Origin of the sequence: Thermoanaerobacterium xylanolyticum LX-11 (assembly GCF_000189775.2) — a bacterium.
GTDB classification, from domain to species: domain Bacteria; phylum Bacillota; class Thermoanaerobacteria; order Thermoanaerobacterales; family Thermoanaerobacteraceae; genus Thermoanaerobacterium; species Thermoanaerobacterium thermosulfurigenes.
The window spans coordinates 1,597,516-1,613,663 of sequence record NC_015555.1 but is presented as its reverse complement, the minus strand read 5'-3'; the positions used below and the strand labels follow the sequence as shown (position 1 = coordinate 1,613,663).

18 protein-coding genes and 1 pseudogene are annotated in these 16,148 nt (G+C 34.5%); 17 read left to right on the top strand and 2 right to left on the bottom strand.

All coding sequences use genetic code 11. From position 1 onward, the window contains the following. The first annotated feature begins 2 nt into the window (after nucleotides 1-2). From THEXY_RS07975 to THEXY_RS12765, 9 genes and pseudogenes are all read left to right on the top strand, one after another. Nucleotides 3-338, top strand: coding sequence for a ribosomal-processing cysteine protease Prp (locus THEXY_RS07975; RefSeq protein WP_013788328.1), 336 nt, complete (start codon nucleotides 3-5; stop codon nucleotides 336-338). Beyond that, a complete protein-coding gene (gene rpmA, locus THEXY_RS07970; protein ID WP_013788327.1) occupies nucleotides 335-622 on the top strand; it encodes a 50S ribosomal protein L27 in 288 nt (95 codons plus the stop codon). Before THEXY_RS07975 ends, rpmA begins: the two co-directional genes overlap by 4 nt. A 79-nt stretch (nucleotides 623-701) precedes the next feature. Next, nucleotides 702-929, top strand: coding sequence for a Spo0B domain-containing protein (locus THEXY_RS07965; RefSeq protein WP_013788326.1), 228 nt, complete (start codon nucleotides 702-704; stop codon nucleotides 927-929). Between the two features lie 19 nt (nucleotides 930-948). Further along, nucleotides 949-2,220, top strand: a complete 1,272-nt coding sequence (gene obgE, locus THEXY_RS07960; protein ID WP_041592233.1) for a GTPase ObgE — start codon at nucleotides 949-951, stop codon at nucleotides 2,218-2,220. Between the two features lie 96 nt (nucleotides 2,221-2,316). Beyond that, nucleotides 2,317-2,940 (top strand): nicotinate-nucleotide adenylyltransferase, encoded by a 624-nt coding sequence (nadD, locus tag THEXY_RS07955; RefSeq protein ID WP_013788324.1) that lies wholly within the window; start codon nucleotides 2,317-2,319, stop codon nucleotides 2,938-2,940. 4 nt (nucleotides 2,941-2,944) lie between these two features. Then, complete coding sequence (gene yqeK, locus THEXY_RS07950; protein WP_013788323.1) at nucleotides 2,945-3,517, top strand: bis(5'-nucleosyl)-tetraphosphatase (symmetrical) YqeK; 573 nt, start codon at nucleotides 2,945-2,947, stop codon at nucleotides 3,515-3,517. 27 nt (nucleotides 3,518-3,544) lie between these two features. Further along, nucleotides 3,545-3,907 (top strand): ribosome silencing factor, encoded by a 363-nt coding sequence (rsfS, locus tag THEXY_RS07945; protein WP_013788322.1) that lies wholly within the window; start codon nucleotides 3,545-3,547, stop codon nucleotides 3,905-3,907. Nucleotides 3,908-4,039: 132 nt separating this feature from the next. Next, a complete protein-coding gene (locus THEXY_RS07940) occupies nucleotides 4,040-4,696 on the top strand; it encodes a helix-turn-helix transcriptional regulator (protein ID WP_013788321.1) in 657 nt (218 codons plus the stop codon). 67 nt (nucleotides 4,697-4,763) lie between these two features. Beyond that, nucleotides 4,764-5,798 (top strand): annotated as a pseudogene (locus tag THEXY_RS12765) (DUF362 domain-containing protein); the annotation flags it as partial. Here the strand turns inward: THEXY_RS12765 and THEXY_RS12400 are convergent. After that, nucleotides 5,781-7,154: a D-alanyl-D-alanine carboxypeptidase family protein gene (locus THEXY_RS12400; RefSeq protein ID WP_013788319.1), complete on the bottom strand. Its 1,374-nt coding sequence runs from the start codon at nucleotides 7,152-7,154 to the stop codon at nucleotides 5,781-5,783. The pseudogene THEXY_RS12765 and the gene THEXY_RS12400 sit on opposite strands and share 18 nt — an antisense overlap. 116 nt (nucleotides 7,155-7,270) lie before the next feature. Here THEXY_RS12400 and THEXY_RS07930 point away from each other — a divergent pair, with 116 nt between their 5' ends. The 3 genes from THEXY_RS07930 to msrA all read left to right on the top strand — a co-directional run bounded on the left by THEXY_RS07930 (nucleotide 7,271) and on the right by msrA (nucleotide 9,548). Next, complete coding sequence (locus THEXY_RS07930; protein ID WP_013788318.1) at nucleotides 7,271-7,888, top strand: helix-hairpin-helix domain-containing protein; 618 nt, start codon at nucleotides 7,271-7,273, stop codon at nucleotides 7,886-7,888. 41 nt (nucleotides 7,889-7,929) lie between these two features. After that, nucleotides 7,930-8,991: a coiled-coil domain-containing protein gene (locus THEXY_RS07925; protein ID WP_013788317.1), complete on the top strand. Its 1,062-nt coding sequence runs from the start codon at nucleotides 7,930-7,932 to the stop codon at nucleotides 8,989-8,991. A gap of 65 nt (nucleotides 8,992-9,056) precedes the next feature. Then, nucleotides 9,057-9,548, top strand: coding sequence for a peptide-methionine (S)-S-oxide reductase MsrA (msrA, locus tag THEXY_RS07920; protein WP_013788316.1), 492 nt, complete (start codon nucleotides 9,057-9,059; stop codon nucleotides 9,546-9,548). A 30-nt stretch (nucleotides 9,549-9,578) separates the two neighbouring features. Here the strand turns inward: msrA and THEXY_RS07915 are convergent, their stop codons facing one another. Beyond that, a complete protein-coding gene (locus THEXY_RS07915) occupies nucleotides 9,579-10,049 on the bottom strand; it encodes a phosphatidylglycerophosphatase A family protein (protein ID WP_013788315.1) in 471 nt (156 codons plus the stop codon). Between the two features lie 128 nt (nucleotides 10,050-10,177). Here THEXY_RS07915 and gltX point away from each other — a divergent pair, with 128 nt between their 5' ends. From gltX to gltA, 5 genes are all read left to right on the top strand, one after another. After that, the gene (gltX, locus tag THEXY_RS07910) at nucleotides 10,178-11,620 is read left to right on the top strand and encodes a glutamate--tRNA ligase (protein ID WP_013788314.1); all 1,443 of its coding nucleotides are present in this window, start codon (nucleotides 10,178-10,180) and stop codon (nucleotides 11,618-11,620) included. Nucleotides 11,621-11,690: 70 nt separating this feature from the next. Continuing rightward, nucleotides 11,691-12,116 carry a gamma-glutamylcyclotransferase family protein gene (locus THEXY_RS07905; RefSeq protein ID WP_013788313.1) on the top strand — a complete coding sequence of 142 codons (426 nt, stop codon included), beginning with the start codon at nucleotides 11,691-11,693 and terminating at the stop codon, nucleotides 12,114-12,116. Between the two features lie 295 nt (nucleotides 12,117-12,411). After that, a complete protein-coding gene (locus THEXY_RS07900) occupies nucleotides 12,412-13,611 on the top strand; it encodes an iron-containing alcohol dehydrogenase (protein WP_013788312.1) in 1,200 nt (399 codons plus the stop codon). Between the two features lie 190 nt (nucleotides 13,612-13,801). Next, nucleotides 13,802-14,656, top strand: coding sequence for a sulfide/dihydroorotate dehydrogenase-like FAD/NAD-binding protein (locus tag THEXY_RS07895; protein ID WP_013788311.1), 855 nt, complete (start codon nucleotides 13,802-13,804; stop codon nucleotides 14,654-14,656). A gap of 1 nt (nucleotide 14,657) precedes the next feature. Further along, nucleotides 14,658-16,040 carry an NADPH-dependent glutamate synthase gene (gene gltA, locus THEXY_RS07890; protein ID WP_268257784.1) on the top strand — a complete coding sequence of 461 codons (1,383 nt, stop codon included), beginning with the start codon at nucleotides 14,658-14,660 and terminating at the stop codon, nucleotides 16,038-16,040. Nucleotides 16,041-16,148: the final 108 nt, after the last annotated feature.

Sequence of the window (16,148 nt, the reverse complement as noted above, 5' to 3'; positions counted from 1 at the left end):
AAATGATTAAAGTCAGCATATATAGAAATGATGATAAAGTAAAAAAATTTGAAATTAAAGGACATGCTGGTTATGATGTCTATGATAGGGATATAGTATGTGCCGGTGTTACGGCAGTGGCACAGACGGCTGTCCTTGGATTGGAATCAATTGACACAACTTCTTTAAAGAAGAAAGTAAGAGATGGCTATATGTATGTTGAAATAGAAAATTACGGTGTTGGTGAAGATGCCATAAAGTCTTGTGCTATTGTAGATACGATGGTGCTGGGGCTTAAAGACATTGAAAAGGACTATCCAGCGTATGTAAAGGTCTTTGATAGGAGGTGTGATGGATGAAACTGCAATTATTTGCTCATAAAAAAGGTATGGGAAGTACCCGTAATGGACGTGATAGCGAGGCAAAAAGGCTTGGCGTAAAAAGAGCTGATGGACAGTTTGTCTTAGCAGGAAACATTCTTGTAAGGCAAAGAGGTACAAAGATTCATCCAGGTGCTAATGTGGGCAGAGGAAAAGATGACACTCTGTTTGCATTAATTGACGGATATGTAACATTTGAGAGAAAAGGCAAAGACAAAAAACAGGTAAGCGTATATGAGAAAAGGAAAGAAGTCCTGGCATAAGCCGGGATTTTCTTTTTTATAATGGAATGTATGGTATAATATAGGTAAATCGAATATTTAGCTTAAGGAGCTGATATTGGTGTCTAAATGTGAAGATGAATTGTTGATAAAATACATAAATTTAAAAAGGCATGAGTACATAAATGACCTGCAAGTTTTGCTAGGATATGCACAGCTTGGTAAGTCTGATAAGATTTATGACTACATTCAAAAAATCATTGATGAGTGCAACAATGAGCGCAATGTATTTAATAGCGATATGGATAGTATCATGAATTTTATTAAAAATAAGATAGAAGAGAAATAAATTTAAAGTGGGTGATGATGTGTTTATAGACAGTGCGAAAATTTATATAAAGTCGGGAAATGGTGGAAATGGTGTTATATCATTTAGGAGAGAAAAATACGTAGCGTATGGTGGTCCTGACGGTGGTGATGGAGGAAAAGGCGGTGATGTGATATTTATTACCGATCCTAATATTTCTACTTTGATGGACTTTAAATACAAAAGAAAGTACGTTGCAGAAAGTGGTGAAAATGGCAGCGGAAATAACAAATACGGCAAAGATGGTGATGATCTTATTATTAAAGTTCCTGCTGGAACTCAAATAATAAGGGATGACACCAATGAGTTGATAGCAGATCTTGCAAAACCTGGGCAAAAAGCTATAGTTTTGAGGGGTGGCAGAGGCGGAAGAGGAAATGCAAAATTTGCTTCAGCTACTTTAAAAACTCCAAGATTTGCAGAAAGCGGCGAGGAAGGCAAAGAGCTTTATGTGAGATTAGAGCTAAAGTTATTAGCAGATGTAGGTCTTGTTGGATTTCCTAATGCTGGTAAGTCAACATTGCTTGCGTCATGTACAAATGCAAGGCCTAAAATAGCAAATTACCCATTTACAACCTTATATCCCAATTTAGGTGTCGTATACCATAAAGGAAAGTCTTTTGTCATGGCTGATATACCAGGACTTATTGAAGGCGCCCATAAAGGTGAAGGTCTTGGATATGACTTTTTAAAGCATATTGAGAGGACAAAGTTGATATTGCACATTGTGGATGTATCAGATCCGATGTCGGATCCTATAGACGATTTTAAGAAAATAAATGATGAAATGTATTTGTACAGTGACAGATTAAAAGAAATTCCGCAAATTGCTGTTTTAAATAAAATAGATGCAGTTGATCCGTCATCGATTAATTTAGATGATCTCATTGCAAAGATGAAAAATCTTGGATATGATGTCTTTAAAATATCTGCTATGACAGGTGATGGTATTGACGGACTTCTTGATAAGACGATAGAGATGCTTGACAAGTTTAAGGTAGATGTTGAGGAAAATACAGAAGACGTCATTATCTACAATATGCCAAAGGAAGATGAAACTGTTGAAATTGAAATAAAAGATGGCGTTTACTATTTAAGTGGAACGAAAATAGATAGATTGTTGAAAAGAGTAAATCTTCAAGATGAAAATTCACTTAGATATTTTGAAATGATATTAAAAAAGTCAGGTGTGATAGATATGCTTAAAGAAAAAGGATTTAAAGATGGAGATGCGATAAATGTTAGGGATTTTGAATTCGAGTATTATGAATAAAAGATATGCTGTTTATCCAATATTGTCTCTAAAAGTTTATTATTGTATAATTTACGTATGAAAATTGTTTTTGAATTTCAAGTGGAGGATATTTAGATGACTAATAAATTACAAAGGATTGGCATTATGGGTGGTACTTTTGATCCAATACATTTCGGCCACCTTGTTACAGCGGAGGCTGTCAGAGATCAATTTAATTTGGACAAAGTTATATTTGTCCCGTCAGGCAATCCGCCACATAAAGTCAAGAGAAACATTACTGATAAAAAAATAAGGTATTTGATGACGATTCTTGCTACCGTTACAAATCCATATTTTGAAGTATCTGCTATTGAGATAGATAGGGAAGGATACACATATACTATTGATACGCTAAAAGAATTTAAAAATATATACGGAGAAGAAACACAGATATTTTTCATAACAGGTGCTGATGCTATACTAGAGATTTTAACATGGAAAAACGCCGAAGAGCTTTTAAAGATGTGCAATTTTGTTGCTGCCACAAGGCCAGGTTATGCAGGTGATAGCATAAGCGAAAAGATCGAATATATCAGGAGAATATACGATAAAGAAATATTTCAGGTAACTGTGCCGTCATTAGCCATATCATCCACAGACATACGCAATAGGGTATTTGAAGGCAGACCAATCAAGTATTTGTTGCCAGAGTCTGTAGAAAGATACATTGAAAAAGCTGGACTTTATAAGAGAGGTTGATATTGTGGACTTTGAATTTTTTGCTGATAAATTGAAAAAATTATTAAGTGGTGAGAGATTTAATCATTCATTAGGTGTTATGGAGACGTCTGAAAAATTGGCTGTAAGATACGGTGCAGATGTTGAAAAGGCAAAAATTGCCGGATTACTTCATGACTGCGCAAAAAACCTTAGAGAAGACGAGCTTGTTGCCTTAGCAAATAAGTACGGAATTCAAATAGATGATATCTTAGAAAAATCGCCATATTTGCTTCACGGACCTGTTGGAGGATATATGATAGAAGACTACTTTGGCATACATGACGATGAAATAAAACGTGCCATAATGCTTCATACTACCGGAGATAGAGATATGACGCTTTTGGATAAGATAATATTTTTAGCTGATTATATAGAGCCAAACAGAAATTTTGATGGAGTAGAAGACTTGAGAGAGGCGGCATATAAAAACCTTGATGAAGCAGTGATCATGGCATTAGACGAAACAATAAAATATGTGATCGATAAAGGACAGCTTTTATATCAGAAAACAGTAATTGCTCGCAACGATATGATAATAAAGACAAAATATATTTGATAAAATTTTATGTTTGGAGGTACAACATTGGATAAGAAGAGCACTGATATAACATTAAAAATTTTAAAGATACTTGATGATAAAAAAGCACTTGATATTAAAGGACTATATGTAGGAGAGCTTACTACGGTTGCCGATTATTTTGTGATTGCCAGTGGCACGTCTACAACTCATGTAAAATCTCTATGTGATGAAATTTCAGAAAAGCTTGCTGAAGATGGCGTATATGTAAATCACATAGAAGGTTACAATTCGGCTACGTGGATATTGATGGATTACGGCAGTATTGTAGTTCATATTTTTACTAAAGATGAAAGAAGCTTTTACTCGTTGGAAAGGCTTTGGGGTGATGCCAAAGAAATAGCTCTTGACAATGCTTTATCAGATTAGTATAATGAATTTAATATAAACCTCCGTGGCCTGCAGAGAAGGCAGGGAGGTTTTTTTGTAATCTTGTATTCAATAAATTATTTAATCTTTAAATTAGTTTAATTTATATTTGAAGTTTTAGGGGGGATATAAGTGCCTACAAAAGTACATCCACTATTAAAAAATTTTATACCAGTTGTAGATAGCATCGCCAAAACGTTTGGCAAGAATTGTGAAGTCGTTCTTTATGATTTTTCAAATTTGCAAAGTTCTGCAATTGCTGTTGGAAATGGACATATTACAGGCAGAGAGATTGGAAACCCTATACCAGAAGCTATTCTAAAATCGCTTAAGGCAAATAAAACTGACAACGAAGTCAATTTCAAAACTAAAGGAAGAGATGGAAAGATTCTAAAATCTACCATTGTATACATTAAAGATGATGCTGGAAGACCGATAGGATGTTTGTGCATAAATATTGACATTTCAGAATATATAATGGTTAAGAACACGTTAGAAGATCTCTGTGAGATAAGCGATGGGGAAGAAGCTCCTGCTGAGCCTTATGGAGGAAGCGTAAACGAAGTTTTAGAGAACATTGTAAACACTACAATAGAGAATTACGGGAAACCTGTCAACTTTATGTCTAAAGAGGAAAAAGTCAATATGGTGAAAATGTTAGATGCTAAAGGCACTTTCTTAATAAGAGGTGCGATAGACTATGTTGCAAAAATACTGTGCGTATCCAGATATACCATATACAATTACCTTGATGAAATAAGAGTAGGGGATGACCTTGGCAAATATTAAAATTGATTATAGGAATGTGCATAAGCTGCATTCCTTTAATATTTTGGTCTAAAATATATTTTTAAAGGTGGCGTATATCTTGTATACCGTATCTATTGAAAATTGTTCTTCTTATTCCCAAAATGATGTAAAGGTTGCATTGGAAAATTCTTTTAAAAATCTTGGTGGACTTGAGAAATACATAAAAAAAGGACAGAGAGTCTTTCTTAAGGCAAATCTTTTAAAGAAAAATAGACCTGATGATGCTGTAACGACACATCCTTCAATAGTTGAAGCAGTTGCAAATGCTATTAAAGCAATTGGAGCTATACCTATCATAGGTGATAGTCCAGCAGGGCCTTTTTCTTATAGAGCTTTAAAGTCGATTTATGAATCGACAGGCATGGCAGATGTTGCAGCAAGAACTGGTGCTGAATTAAATTATGACACAGAAGAAGTAGAAGTAAAAATACCGGATGGAAAGATTATCAAACAAGCTACATTCATGAAAGCACTTATGGAATGTGATGCTATTGTGTCAATGCCAAAATTGAAGACACATGGTTTGACAGTTTATACGGGAGCTGTAAAGAATCAGTTTGGTGCTATACCAGGGCTTGTAAAAGCTGGTTATCACCTTTCAATGCCGGATGTGAAAGACTTTGCAGATATGTTGATCGACATAAATACAATTTTAAAGCCAGTATTGACGATAATGGATGCTGTAGTTGCAATGGAAGGAAATGGTCCGTCTGCTGGACGTCCAAAAAAAGTTGGATTAATTATTTCATCGGATGATGTTTTTGCCCTTGATACAGTAGCTACGTCAATTATCGGTTTGAAGCATCAAGATGTGCCAACAGTTTTTATGGCTCAAAGACGTGGTTTGGGTCATATGGAAGATATAAAAATCGCAGGTATGAATATAGAAGATATAAAAATAGATGATTTTGATATACCTACATTAAGAGGTTTTAGCGTGACTGAAAAGATTCCAAAATTTTTGGTTAGATATTTAGATAGACATGTTAAACCATATCCAGTCTTTGATCATGATGCATGTAAAAGCTGTGGAATATGTGTAACCAATTGCCCTCCTAAAGCGTTAAAAATGGTTGAAAGCAAGCCAATTGTCGACCTTAAAGCGTGTATTAGGTGTTTTTGCTGTCAAGAGCTGTGTCCTCATAAAGCAGTAAGCATAAAAAAGCCATCGATTGCAAAGTTGTTTTATAGATAAAAAAGGGTTGTTCACCCTTTTTCTTAGCCACAGCAGAATTGATATCATCACTATGAATAACCCCAGAAAAAGTTCAACGTAGGATCTGATTGTGCTATAATCTTTCATTACAGTGGTTTTAGTTCCATTGTAGTATGTTCCTAAGTAATTTTTATAAACCGACTCATCCGCTATAAGCGGTACACTTCCAATGTATTTACCATTGAAAGTGAAATTGATCGAGCCTAACGTAGTGCCTTTCTTTACAGGTGCATTTATATTTTTATCGACCGAAATAGATGACTTAATACTGTTTTCTTGTCCTTTTGGCACTACATAGTAGAATGAGTCTTTTGCAATAAGGGGTAACTTAAACTTTACCTTTCCAATATCTACGTATGTTACGATTGAATTCTGCTCTAAAGGATTTACAAGATCAAAATTATTAAAACCATAGTTTAACAATTTTATCGTATCTGTCCATATGTTTGTACCTTCATCACCCATGATTACAGATATCAATCTGTGGCCATTTCTTGTAGCAGATCCTACAAAAACTTGATTAGCGGCAATAGTGTAACCCGTTTTTACCCCATCTGCCCCGTCGTAATGAAAGCTTGTGGGTTTTATTAATCTATTGCTAATCCAGAGATCTCTTGGCTTATCAAATTTGTTAGTAGGTGGTATCTGATAATGTATAGTGCTTACGATTTTTCTAAATGTAGCATTTCTCATTGCATACCTTGCTATCAAAGCCATATCATATGGTGTCGAGTAGTGCTCAGTATTTGGCAATCCATTTGGATTGACAAAATGGCTGTCTTTAGCACCAATTTCTTTTGCCTTCTCATTCATCAAATTTGCAAATCCTTGTATGCTGCCACCAATATGGTCAGCTACTGCAATTGCAGCATCATTAGCAGACTCTAAAAGCATAGCATAAAGCAATTGCTCTAATGTAAGTTTTTCTCCCGGTACAAGGTAGATAGAATTTCCATCAATATTTTTGACATCATCATTTACAGTTACTACATCATTTAATTTCCCTTTTTCAATGGCGATAATCGCTGTTAAAATTTTTGTCGTGCTGGCAGGATACATTCTTTGATTCATATTTTTGTCGTAAAGGACTTGACCAGTAGTGAAATCCATCAGTACCGCTGTAGGCCCTACAATTTGCGGTGGATTTTCCATTCCATATACTTTTGGTATAAAATTAATCAAAAATATAATAACCGTAATAATAGAAACTATTTTTTTCATGCTTTTGCCTCCATATACGCTTATAATTTTAGTATATCAAAAAAATATGAAATTTAAAAAGGAATTTATATAAAAATGTAGAAATATTTATATAGCAAAATCGAAAGAGGTGGAGTATGTTTAAATTAACCAAAAGTCAACAATATGGAATTATTGTTTTATTGATAATAGCTTCATTATTAACGGGGTATTTTGTCTTTGAAAGAAGCAAAACTCAAAAGAATGATGATATTGTCAACATTAAAAGCGATAAGAATTTAATAAACAATTCCAATACAGGTGAACCAATAGAAAATGAAAAGTCCAAAGAAATAAAAGTGTATGTAACTGGTCTTGTTAAATCGCCTGGGGTATATACTATGAAAGAAGGTGACAGAATCGATGATGCTATAAAACTGGCAGGAGGGCCGTTGGATGATGCAGATCTTTCAGATATAAATTTAGCCGAAAAGTTAAAAGATGAGCAGATGATAAAAGTGCCGAAAATAGGAGAAAATGATGTTTCCAATGATAAATTCAGCAGTTCTAATGCACCAAATGGCAAGATAAATATCAATACGGCTACAAAAGAAGAGCTTGATACACTGCCGGGAATTGGCGAAGTCACTGCACAGCGCATAATAGATTTTAGAGAGCAACATGGCAATTTTCAAAGAATAGAGGACATCATGAATGTTTCAAGGATTGGGCCAAAGCTTTTTGAACAAATAAAAGATAAGATAACAGTTAATTGAAATGTAAATTTGTTCCATATAGAACATGATGGGGAGAAATTATGAAGAAATACGTGTCAATACTTTTGATATTTCTATTGCTGTTTTCAAATATTAAGACGACTTATTCTGACCCTGCATCAGATTTAAAAAATGCACAGATTGAGGAACAAAAAATCATAATTGAGCTATTTAATTTAGATATGGAAAAAGTAAGAGCATCAAATTTATTGGAAAAACTCAATTCTGAAATCACAGATACAACAAAACATATCGATTCAATGGAAAAAGAGATATCAAGCATAAGCAGAGAAATCGTGAACGAGAGAAATAATATAAAAAGTTGGTTTAGGTTTTTGTACATGAATGGTACAAACACCATATTATCCCTTTTACTGATGTCAAACAACGCATCAGAGCTTTTGCACAGATTGATATACATTGATATAATTACTAATTACTTTTACAGCAAATTAGATCACATAAATTACCTCTTAAAAAATAAAAAAACTGAAGAAGAGGTATTAAGCCATCAGAGAGATGAATTGAGGAAAAAAATAGAAGAACAAAAAAATGCGATTTTGACTTTAAATAAATTAGAAAGCGAAAAAAGTGCAATGCTTGACAATATTAAAAAGCAAATTAGCGATTACCAAAGAATATTAGACATAAGTGCATCGGTGGAAAGTGGCATACCATCTCTTGATTTTTTGCTAAATAATATTTCAAAACTGCCTTGGAACAGCCTTCAGCCTGATAACTTCGATATTCAAATTGATTCGGTATCAGCATCATTTAGCGATGAATCAATAAGCAATATGATTGACAATTATAATGATGTATTGAAAAATGTAAAGATCATATTCGATGATAGCGGATTTACTTTATCTGATGGGGATAATTATACTTTATATGGAAATTTTAAGGTGAATGATGGAAAAATTGATTTCAACGTTACGTCAATTAATGTAAAAGGTGTGGAGATAACGGGAGAAGACTTAAACAATATTATAAAAAACTACAATACTGTTTTGGATTTTGAAAGTCCATTAAAACAATATAAATTAGTGAGTGTTGAGACAAATGCGGGTGAAGTGAAGTTTACATTGTCAAGAATAAAATAAAAATATTTTTCTTTGGCTATTTAGTGTGTTAGACTTATATTAGATTCTTATGAGGAGGAGTAGCTATGAAAGAAATAGTTTTAGCAGGTGGATGTTTTTGGGGTGTCCAAGCCTACTTTGACACCATAGACGGGGTAATTGAGACGAAAGTTGGATATGCAAATGGAAACAAGGAAAACCCAACATACGAAGAAGTGTGCACAAATACGACAGGTTTTGCTGAGGCCTGTTATATAAAATACGATGAGAGTATTATATCGTTAGAAGATTTGCTGAGAAGCTATTGGAAGATCGTAGATCCTACACTTAAAAATAGGCAAGGCAATGACATAGGTACGCAGTATCGTACGGGGATTTACTACATAGATGATGGCGATCTTAATGTGATATTAAGATCTAAGGAGGAAGAGCAGAAAAAGTATGAAAAGCCGATCGTGACTGAAATTGAACCGCTTAAAAATTTTTACGACGCTGAGGAATATCACCAGAAGTACCTTAAGAAAAATCCAAATGGTTATTGCCATATACCAAGAGAACTTTTTGAAAAAGTAAAATGAAGGGGCATTTTTAGTAAGCCCCTTTTTAATCTATTTTCCGCTTTTGATGGAGTGAGCTATTCTAGAACATGCCGCAGCAACTATTGCGGCGACCAAATCATCTATAAATGTATTGCACCTTTCGTCTTTATGTTCATTTAATGTTCCTATTATGCCGAGTTTTACTTTATCTAAGTAACCATAGTTAGTAAGCCCAATTGATCCGTAGATGTTTGTAATGCTTAAGGCTAAGATTTCGTCAATCCCATATAGTGGTTCATCTCTTTTAAGAATTGATAGAAGTGGTTCTTCTAACATGTTTTTCTCTGCAAGTTTGTCAAGGGTTATGCCTGTCAATACGGCATTTTGAACTTCTCTTTTGTCTAAAACTGCATTTAAGCTTTCTATTGCCTCATCCATAGTTAGATCGTAATACTTTTTTTGAAGCTCTAATACAAGTTTAGCCATGTCTTCAATATCTACTCCACGTTCTTTTAACAAATTTACGATTATATCCTTCATTTTGAGCCTCCTTAAAATATTAATGTCGTGTAACCATATATTATGTGCAATTGTTGAAAAATATTATATATTAAAGTATAATCTAAATTAGTTTTAAATCCAATAGACAGCTGGAAAGGGATGTTTATATGAAAGATGTTAGAGTTAGGTTTGCACCAAGCCCAACAGGCAATTTACATATTGGCGGTGCCAGAACAGCGTTATTTAATTGGCTTTTTGCAAGGCACAACAATGGAAAGTTAATTTTAAGAGTTGATGATACAGATTTAGAGCGTTCAACTGGTGACTCGATGAAGGCCATATTAGACGGACTTAAGTGGCTTGGCATCGATTGGGATGAAGGGCCTTTATACCAGTCAAAAAGACTTGAGATGTATAAAAAGTATGCTGATGAACTGGTAATACAAGGCAAAGCTTATTATTGTTTTTGTACAAAAGAAGAGCTTGATATAATGAGAAGCGAAGCGCAAAAGGCTGGAAAACCATCTATGTATACAGGCAAATGTAGGAATTTATCGCCTGACGAAGTAAAAAAGTACATGGATGAAGGCAAAAAATACGTCGTACGTCTGAAAGTGCCAAAGGAAGGAAAAACGGTAGTGCACGATATAATCAGAGGAGATGTTGAGTTTGACAATTCAACGTTTGATGATTTTATCATAATGAAGTCGGATAATATGCCTACATACAATTTTGCAACGGTAATAGATGATTATGATATGGAGATAAGCCATATAATAAGAGGAGAGGAGCACTTATCAAATACTCCTAAGCAAATTCTTATATACGAAGCATTAGGATTTGAAAAACCAGAATTTGCACACGTTTCGATGATATTGGCGCCTGACAGAAGTAAACTCAGCAAAAGGCATGGGGCTACGTCTGTGCAGGAGTTTAGAGATTTAGGATACTTGCCTGAGGCAATCATAAACTATATCACACTTTTAGGATGGGTTCCGTCAGATGGTGAAGAAGTGTTTACAACAGAAAAAAGTGTAAGAGAATTTACTTTAGATAGGGTATCTAAAAATCCAGCTATATATGATACAAAAAAGCTTACTTGGCTAAATGGCATTTACATAAGAGATTGTGATATAGATAGGTTGACAAAAGAAGTCATACCGTTTTTGATTAGCAAGGGATTAATAGGTGATGAATACGATTATGATTATATAAGAAAGATTGTAAGTGCTGTAAGAGAAAGGGAAAAGACTTTAAGCGAAATAGCTGATGCCATGTCATACTACTTCAAAGATGACTTTTTATACGATGAAAAAGGCGTTAAAAAGTATTTTGAAAAAGATGGAGTCGAAAACATACTTAGAGAAGCCATCAAAGCACTCAAGGCAGTAGATGATTTTAATTTGATTGAAACTGAAAATGCCTACCGGGATTTGATAGAAAGGCTGAACATAAAAAGTGGTGATTTGTTTCACCCGACAAGACTTGCTATATCTGGCAGAACGTTTGGACCAGGTTTATTTGATATAATGGAACTATTGGGCAAAGAAAAGACTGTTGAAAGGATAGAAAAAGCCATAAAGTATATTGAAAGCATTAAACAAAAGTAAGAGGATATTCTGTTCTCTTACTTTTGTTTAAATATAATTTTTATGGTAAATTTAATTAGGAGATGAACCTATGGGAAAGCTTTATTTGGCATATGGCAGCAATATGAATTTTACAGAAATGATGAAAAGATGCCCAAATGCACAATTAATTGGCCCTGCCATAATCGAAAATTGGAAACTGGTATTCAAAGGTAAAGACGGTTTTGCTTATGCCACAATTGAACAGTCAAATGGCAGTTTTGTTCCGTCTCTTTTGTGGGAAATAGGAAAGAAAGATGAAGATGCTTTGGATAAATATGAAGATTATCCGGATCTTTATAGAAAAGAATTTGTAGAAGCAATTTGCGAAGGCAAATCAATAAAAGCGATGACATATATAATGAATTCGGGGTATGATATAGGAAAACCAAGCAAAAGGTATTATAATATCATAAAGCAAGGTTACATAGACGCAGGTTTTGACGTTGAACTTGTAGAAGATATTTTAAGAAATTAACATAAACGTAACGTGTACTTAATATGGACATAACAATTTTCTTGTAATATAGATGTTGATAAGTAAATATAAATTTTTAGGTTGGAGATGAAGAGAAACCGTTAATGTGATTAACAATTTCATAGATAAATTGTTAATCTGTAGTGGTTTCTCTTTTTAATGTAATATGCGTCTTTTTATATTAATTTTTGTTAGAGAAAATTTTATTGCAGGACTGAATTTGACTATTCGATGGAAAGGAACTATAATATAATATGAAATTTGTTATAAATTTAACTAATAGGAGGTTATAAAAATGTGGGAAACAAAGATTAATCCTAACAAGATTTTTGAACTTCGCTGCAAAAATACGATTTATTTTGGTGCTGGCAGTATACATAAGATAAAGGATATATTAGAAAATCTAAAAATTAATGGCATTAATAATGTTATTTTTATAACAGGCAAAGGATCGTATAAGACTAGCGGTGCTTGGGATGTTGTAAAACCTGTATTGGAGGAGCTTGATTTAAAATATTCGCTTTACGACAAAGTTGGTCCAAATCCTACAGTTGATATGATTGATGAAGCAGCAAAAATCGGACGTGAATCTGGAGCAAAAGCTGTAATTGGAATTGGTGGTGGTAGTCCGATAGATACTGCCAAAAGCGTAGCTGTACTTTTAAAGTATACTGATAAAAATGCAAGAGAACTTTACGAGCAGAAATTTATACCTGATAAGGCTGTCCCTATAATAGCTATAAATCTTACACATGGTACAGGAACGGAAGTAGATAGATTTGCAGTAGCTACTATACTAGAGAAAAATTATAAGCCAGCTATAGCTTATGATTGCTTATACCCTATGTATGCTATAGACGATCCTTCGCTTATGACAAAGCTTGACAAAAAGCAGACGATAGCAGTTACCGTTGATGCTTTAAATCATATTACTGAAGCAGCTACAACGCTTGTTGCATCTCCATATAGCATTCTTACGGCTAAGGAAACAGTAAGATTGATTGTTCGTTACCTTCCTGCTGCTGTAAATGATCCATTAAATCTTGTAGCAAGATATTATCTTCTGTATGCTTCTGCATTAGCTGGTATATCTTTTGACAATGGCCTTTTACATCTTACTCACGCTTTAGAACATCCTTTAAGTGCTGTAAAACCTGAAATAGCTCACGGGTTAGGACTTGGAGCAATATTGCCAGCAGTTATAAAAGCTATTTATCCAGCTACAGCAGAAGTATTGGCTGATGTATATAGTCCTATAGTTCCTGGTTTAAAAGGACTGCCTGCTGAGGCGGAGTATGTTGCAGAAAAAGTTCAGGAATGGCTTTTTAATGTAGGGTGCACTCAAAAGTTATCTGATTTTGGGTTTACGAAAGATGATATTCCTAATCTTGTGAAACTTGCTAAAACAACTCCTTCCCTGGATGGATTGTTATCTATTGCACCTGTTGAGGCTACTGAATCTGTCATTGAAAAGATTTATTTAGAATCTCTTTAACTTTGATAAAAAATTGTCTTGTTTTGTTAAATTTATTACGATTTTGTTAAATGATTAGACAATTTGTTGTTTTTAATGTAAAAATATTTGACATTAGTTATATAAATATATAATATATCATTAAGTGAAAAATTATGTCTGGTATAAAGCCAGACATAATTTATTACTAAACTTTGGAGGTGTGAAAAAAATGAACGAGATTTTGGAGAAGAAGCAATTGAATCCTACTGTCAAAATGATGGTCATAAATGCTCCACTAATGGCGAAAAAGGCAAAACCTGGACAGTTTGTCATAGTGAGAGTAGATGAAAAGGGTGAACGCATCCCTTTGACTATAGCAGATTACGATGGCGAGAAAGGAACTATCACTATAATATTTCAAGAAGTCGGAATGAGCACTAAGAAATTAGGTACGTTAAACGTTGGAGATAGATTACATGACTTTGTAGGACCTTTGGGAAAACCGGTTGAATTTTCAAAAGATACTAAAAGAGTATTGGCAATCGGCGGTGGTGTTGGAGTTGCACCATTGTATCCAAAAGTAAAAATGCTAAATGAGATGAAAGTATCAGTAGATAGCATAATAGGTGGTAGAAGTGCAGAATACGTGATATTAGAAGACGAAATGAAAAAAGTCAGTGAAAACCTTTATATAACGACAGACGACGGTACGAAAGGCCGCAAAGGCTTTGTGACAGATGTATTAAAAGAATTAATAGAGAAAGGCAACAAATACGACGAAGTAATTGCGATAGGACCACTGATAATGATGAAGATGGTATGCAATATAACTAAAGAATACAACATACCTACTATGGTCAGCATGAACCCAATAATGGTAGACGGAACTGGAATGTGTGGTGGTTGTAGAGTTACAGTTGGAGGAGAGACAAAATTTGCCTGTGTCGATGGTCCGGCATTTGACGGTCTTAAAGTAGACTTCGATGAGGCGATGAGAAGACAGAATATGTATAAAGATATGGAGAAAAAAGTATTAGAAAAATATGAACATGAATGCAAGTTAGGAGGCATCTTAAATGGCTAATATGTCGCTAAAAAAAGTACAAATGCCTGAACAGGAACCAAATGTACGAAACAAAAATTTCAAAGAAGTTGCATTAGGGTATGAAGAAAACATGGCTGTAGAAGAAGCCGAAAGATGTATTCAATGCAAGAACCAACCATGTGTAGAAGGTTGCCCTGTTCACGTAAAAATACCTGAGTTTATCAAACTGATAGCAAATAGGGACTTTGAAGGAGCATATCAAAAGATAAAAGAGACAAATAATTTACCTGCAATATGTGGAAGAGTATGTCCACAGGAAAGCCAGTGTGAATCAGTATGTACAAGAGGCAAAAAAGGAGAGCCTGTAGCCATAGGCAGACTGGAGAGATTTGCTGCTGATTGGCACATGAAAAATAAAGAAGATAAAATAGAAATAACTGCGACAAATGGCAAAAAAGTTGCTGTTATAGGATCTGGGCCTGCAGGATTATCATGTGCAGGTGATCTTGCAAAAATGGGATATGACACAACCATCTTTGAAGCATTTCATACACCAGGTGGTGTTTTAATGTACGGCATCCCGGAGTTTAGGCTTCCAAAAGAAATAGTGCAAAAGGAAATTGATTTGTTGAAAAAATTAGGAGTAAAAATAGAGACCAACATGGTCATAGGCAAGATACTTACAATTGATGATTTATTCGACATGGGGTATGAAGCAGTGTTTATAGGGACAGGCGCAGGATTGCCTAAATTCATGAATATACCTGGAGAGAACTTAAATGGAGTTTACTCGGCAAATGAATTTTTGACGAGGATTAATTTGATGAAAGCTTATGACTTCCCTAATAGCCCAACACCAGTAAAAGTAGGTAAAAAAGTTGCCGTTGTTGGCGGTGGGAATGTGGCGATGGATGCAGCAAGATCCGCAAAGCGCATGGGAGCAGAAGAAGTGTACATCGTATATAGAAGATCTGAAGAAGAAATGCCTGCAAGGCTTGAGGAAATACACCATGCAAAAGAAGAAGGAATCATATTTAAGTTATTGACAAACCCTGTAAGAATCATTGGTGATGAAAGTGGCAATGTAAAAGGAATCGAATGCGTTAACATGGTTTTAGGCGAAGTAGACGAGTCAGGAAGGAGAAGACCTGTAGAAGAAAAAGGTTCTGAACACATAATAGATGTAGATACGGTTATTGTAGCAATAGGACAAAGTCCAAATCCGCTTATAACATCCACAACAGAAGGGCTTGACAAGCAAAGATGGGGCGGAATAATAGTCAACGAAGAAACATTGGAGACAAGTCGTAAAGGAGTTTTTGCAGGTGGCGATGCTGTCACAGGTGCAGCAACGGTTATACTTGCGATGGGGGCCGGCAAAAAAGCCGCAGCATCTATAAACAAATTTTTGAGTGAAAAGTAATTTTTAACTGTAAAACACCATTTATTGCGTTGTATATAGTTAAATGCAATAAATGGTGTTTTTTATCTAAAATTATAACTTTAAACATAAAAAAAGCACCGCTTTTTA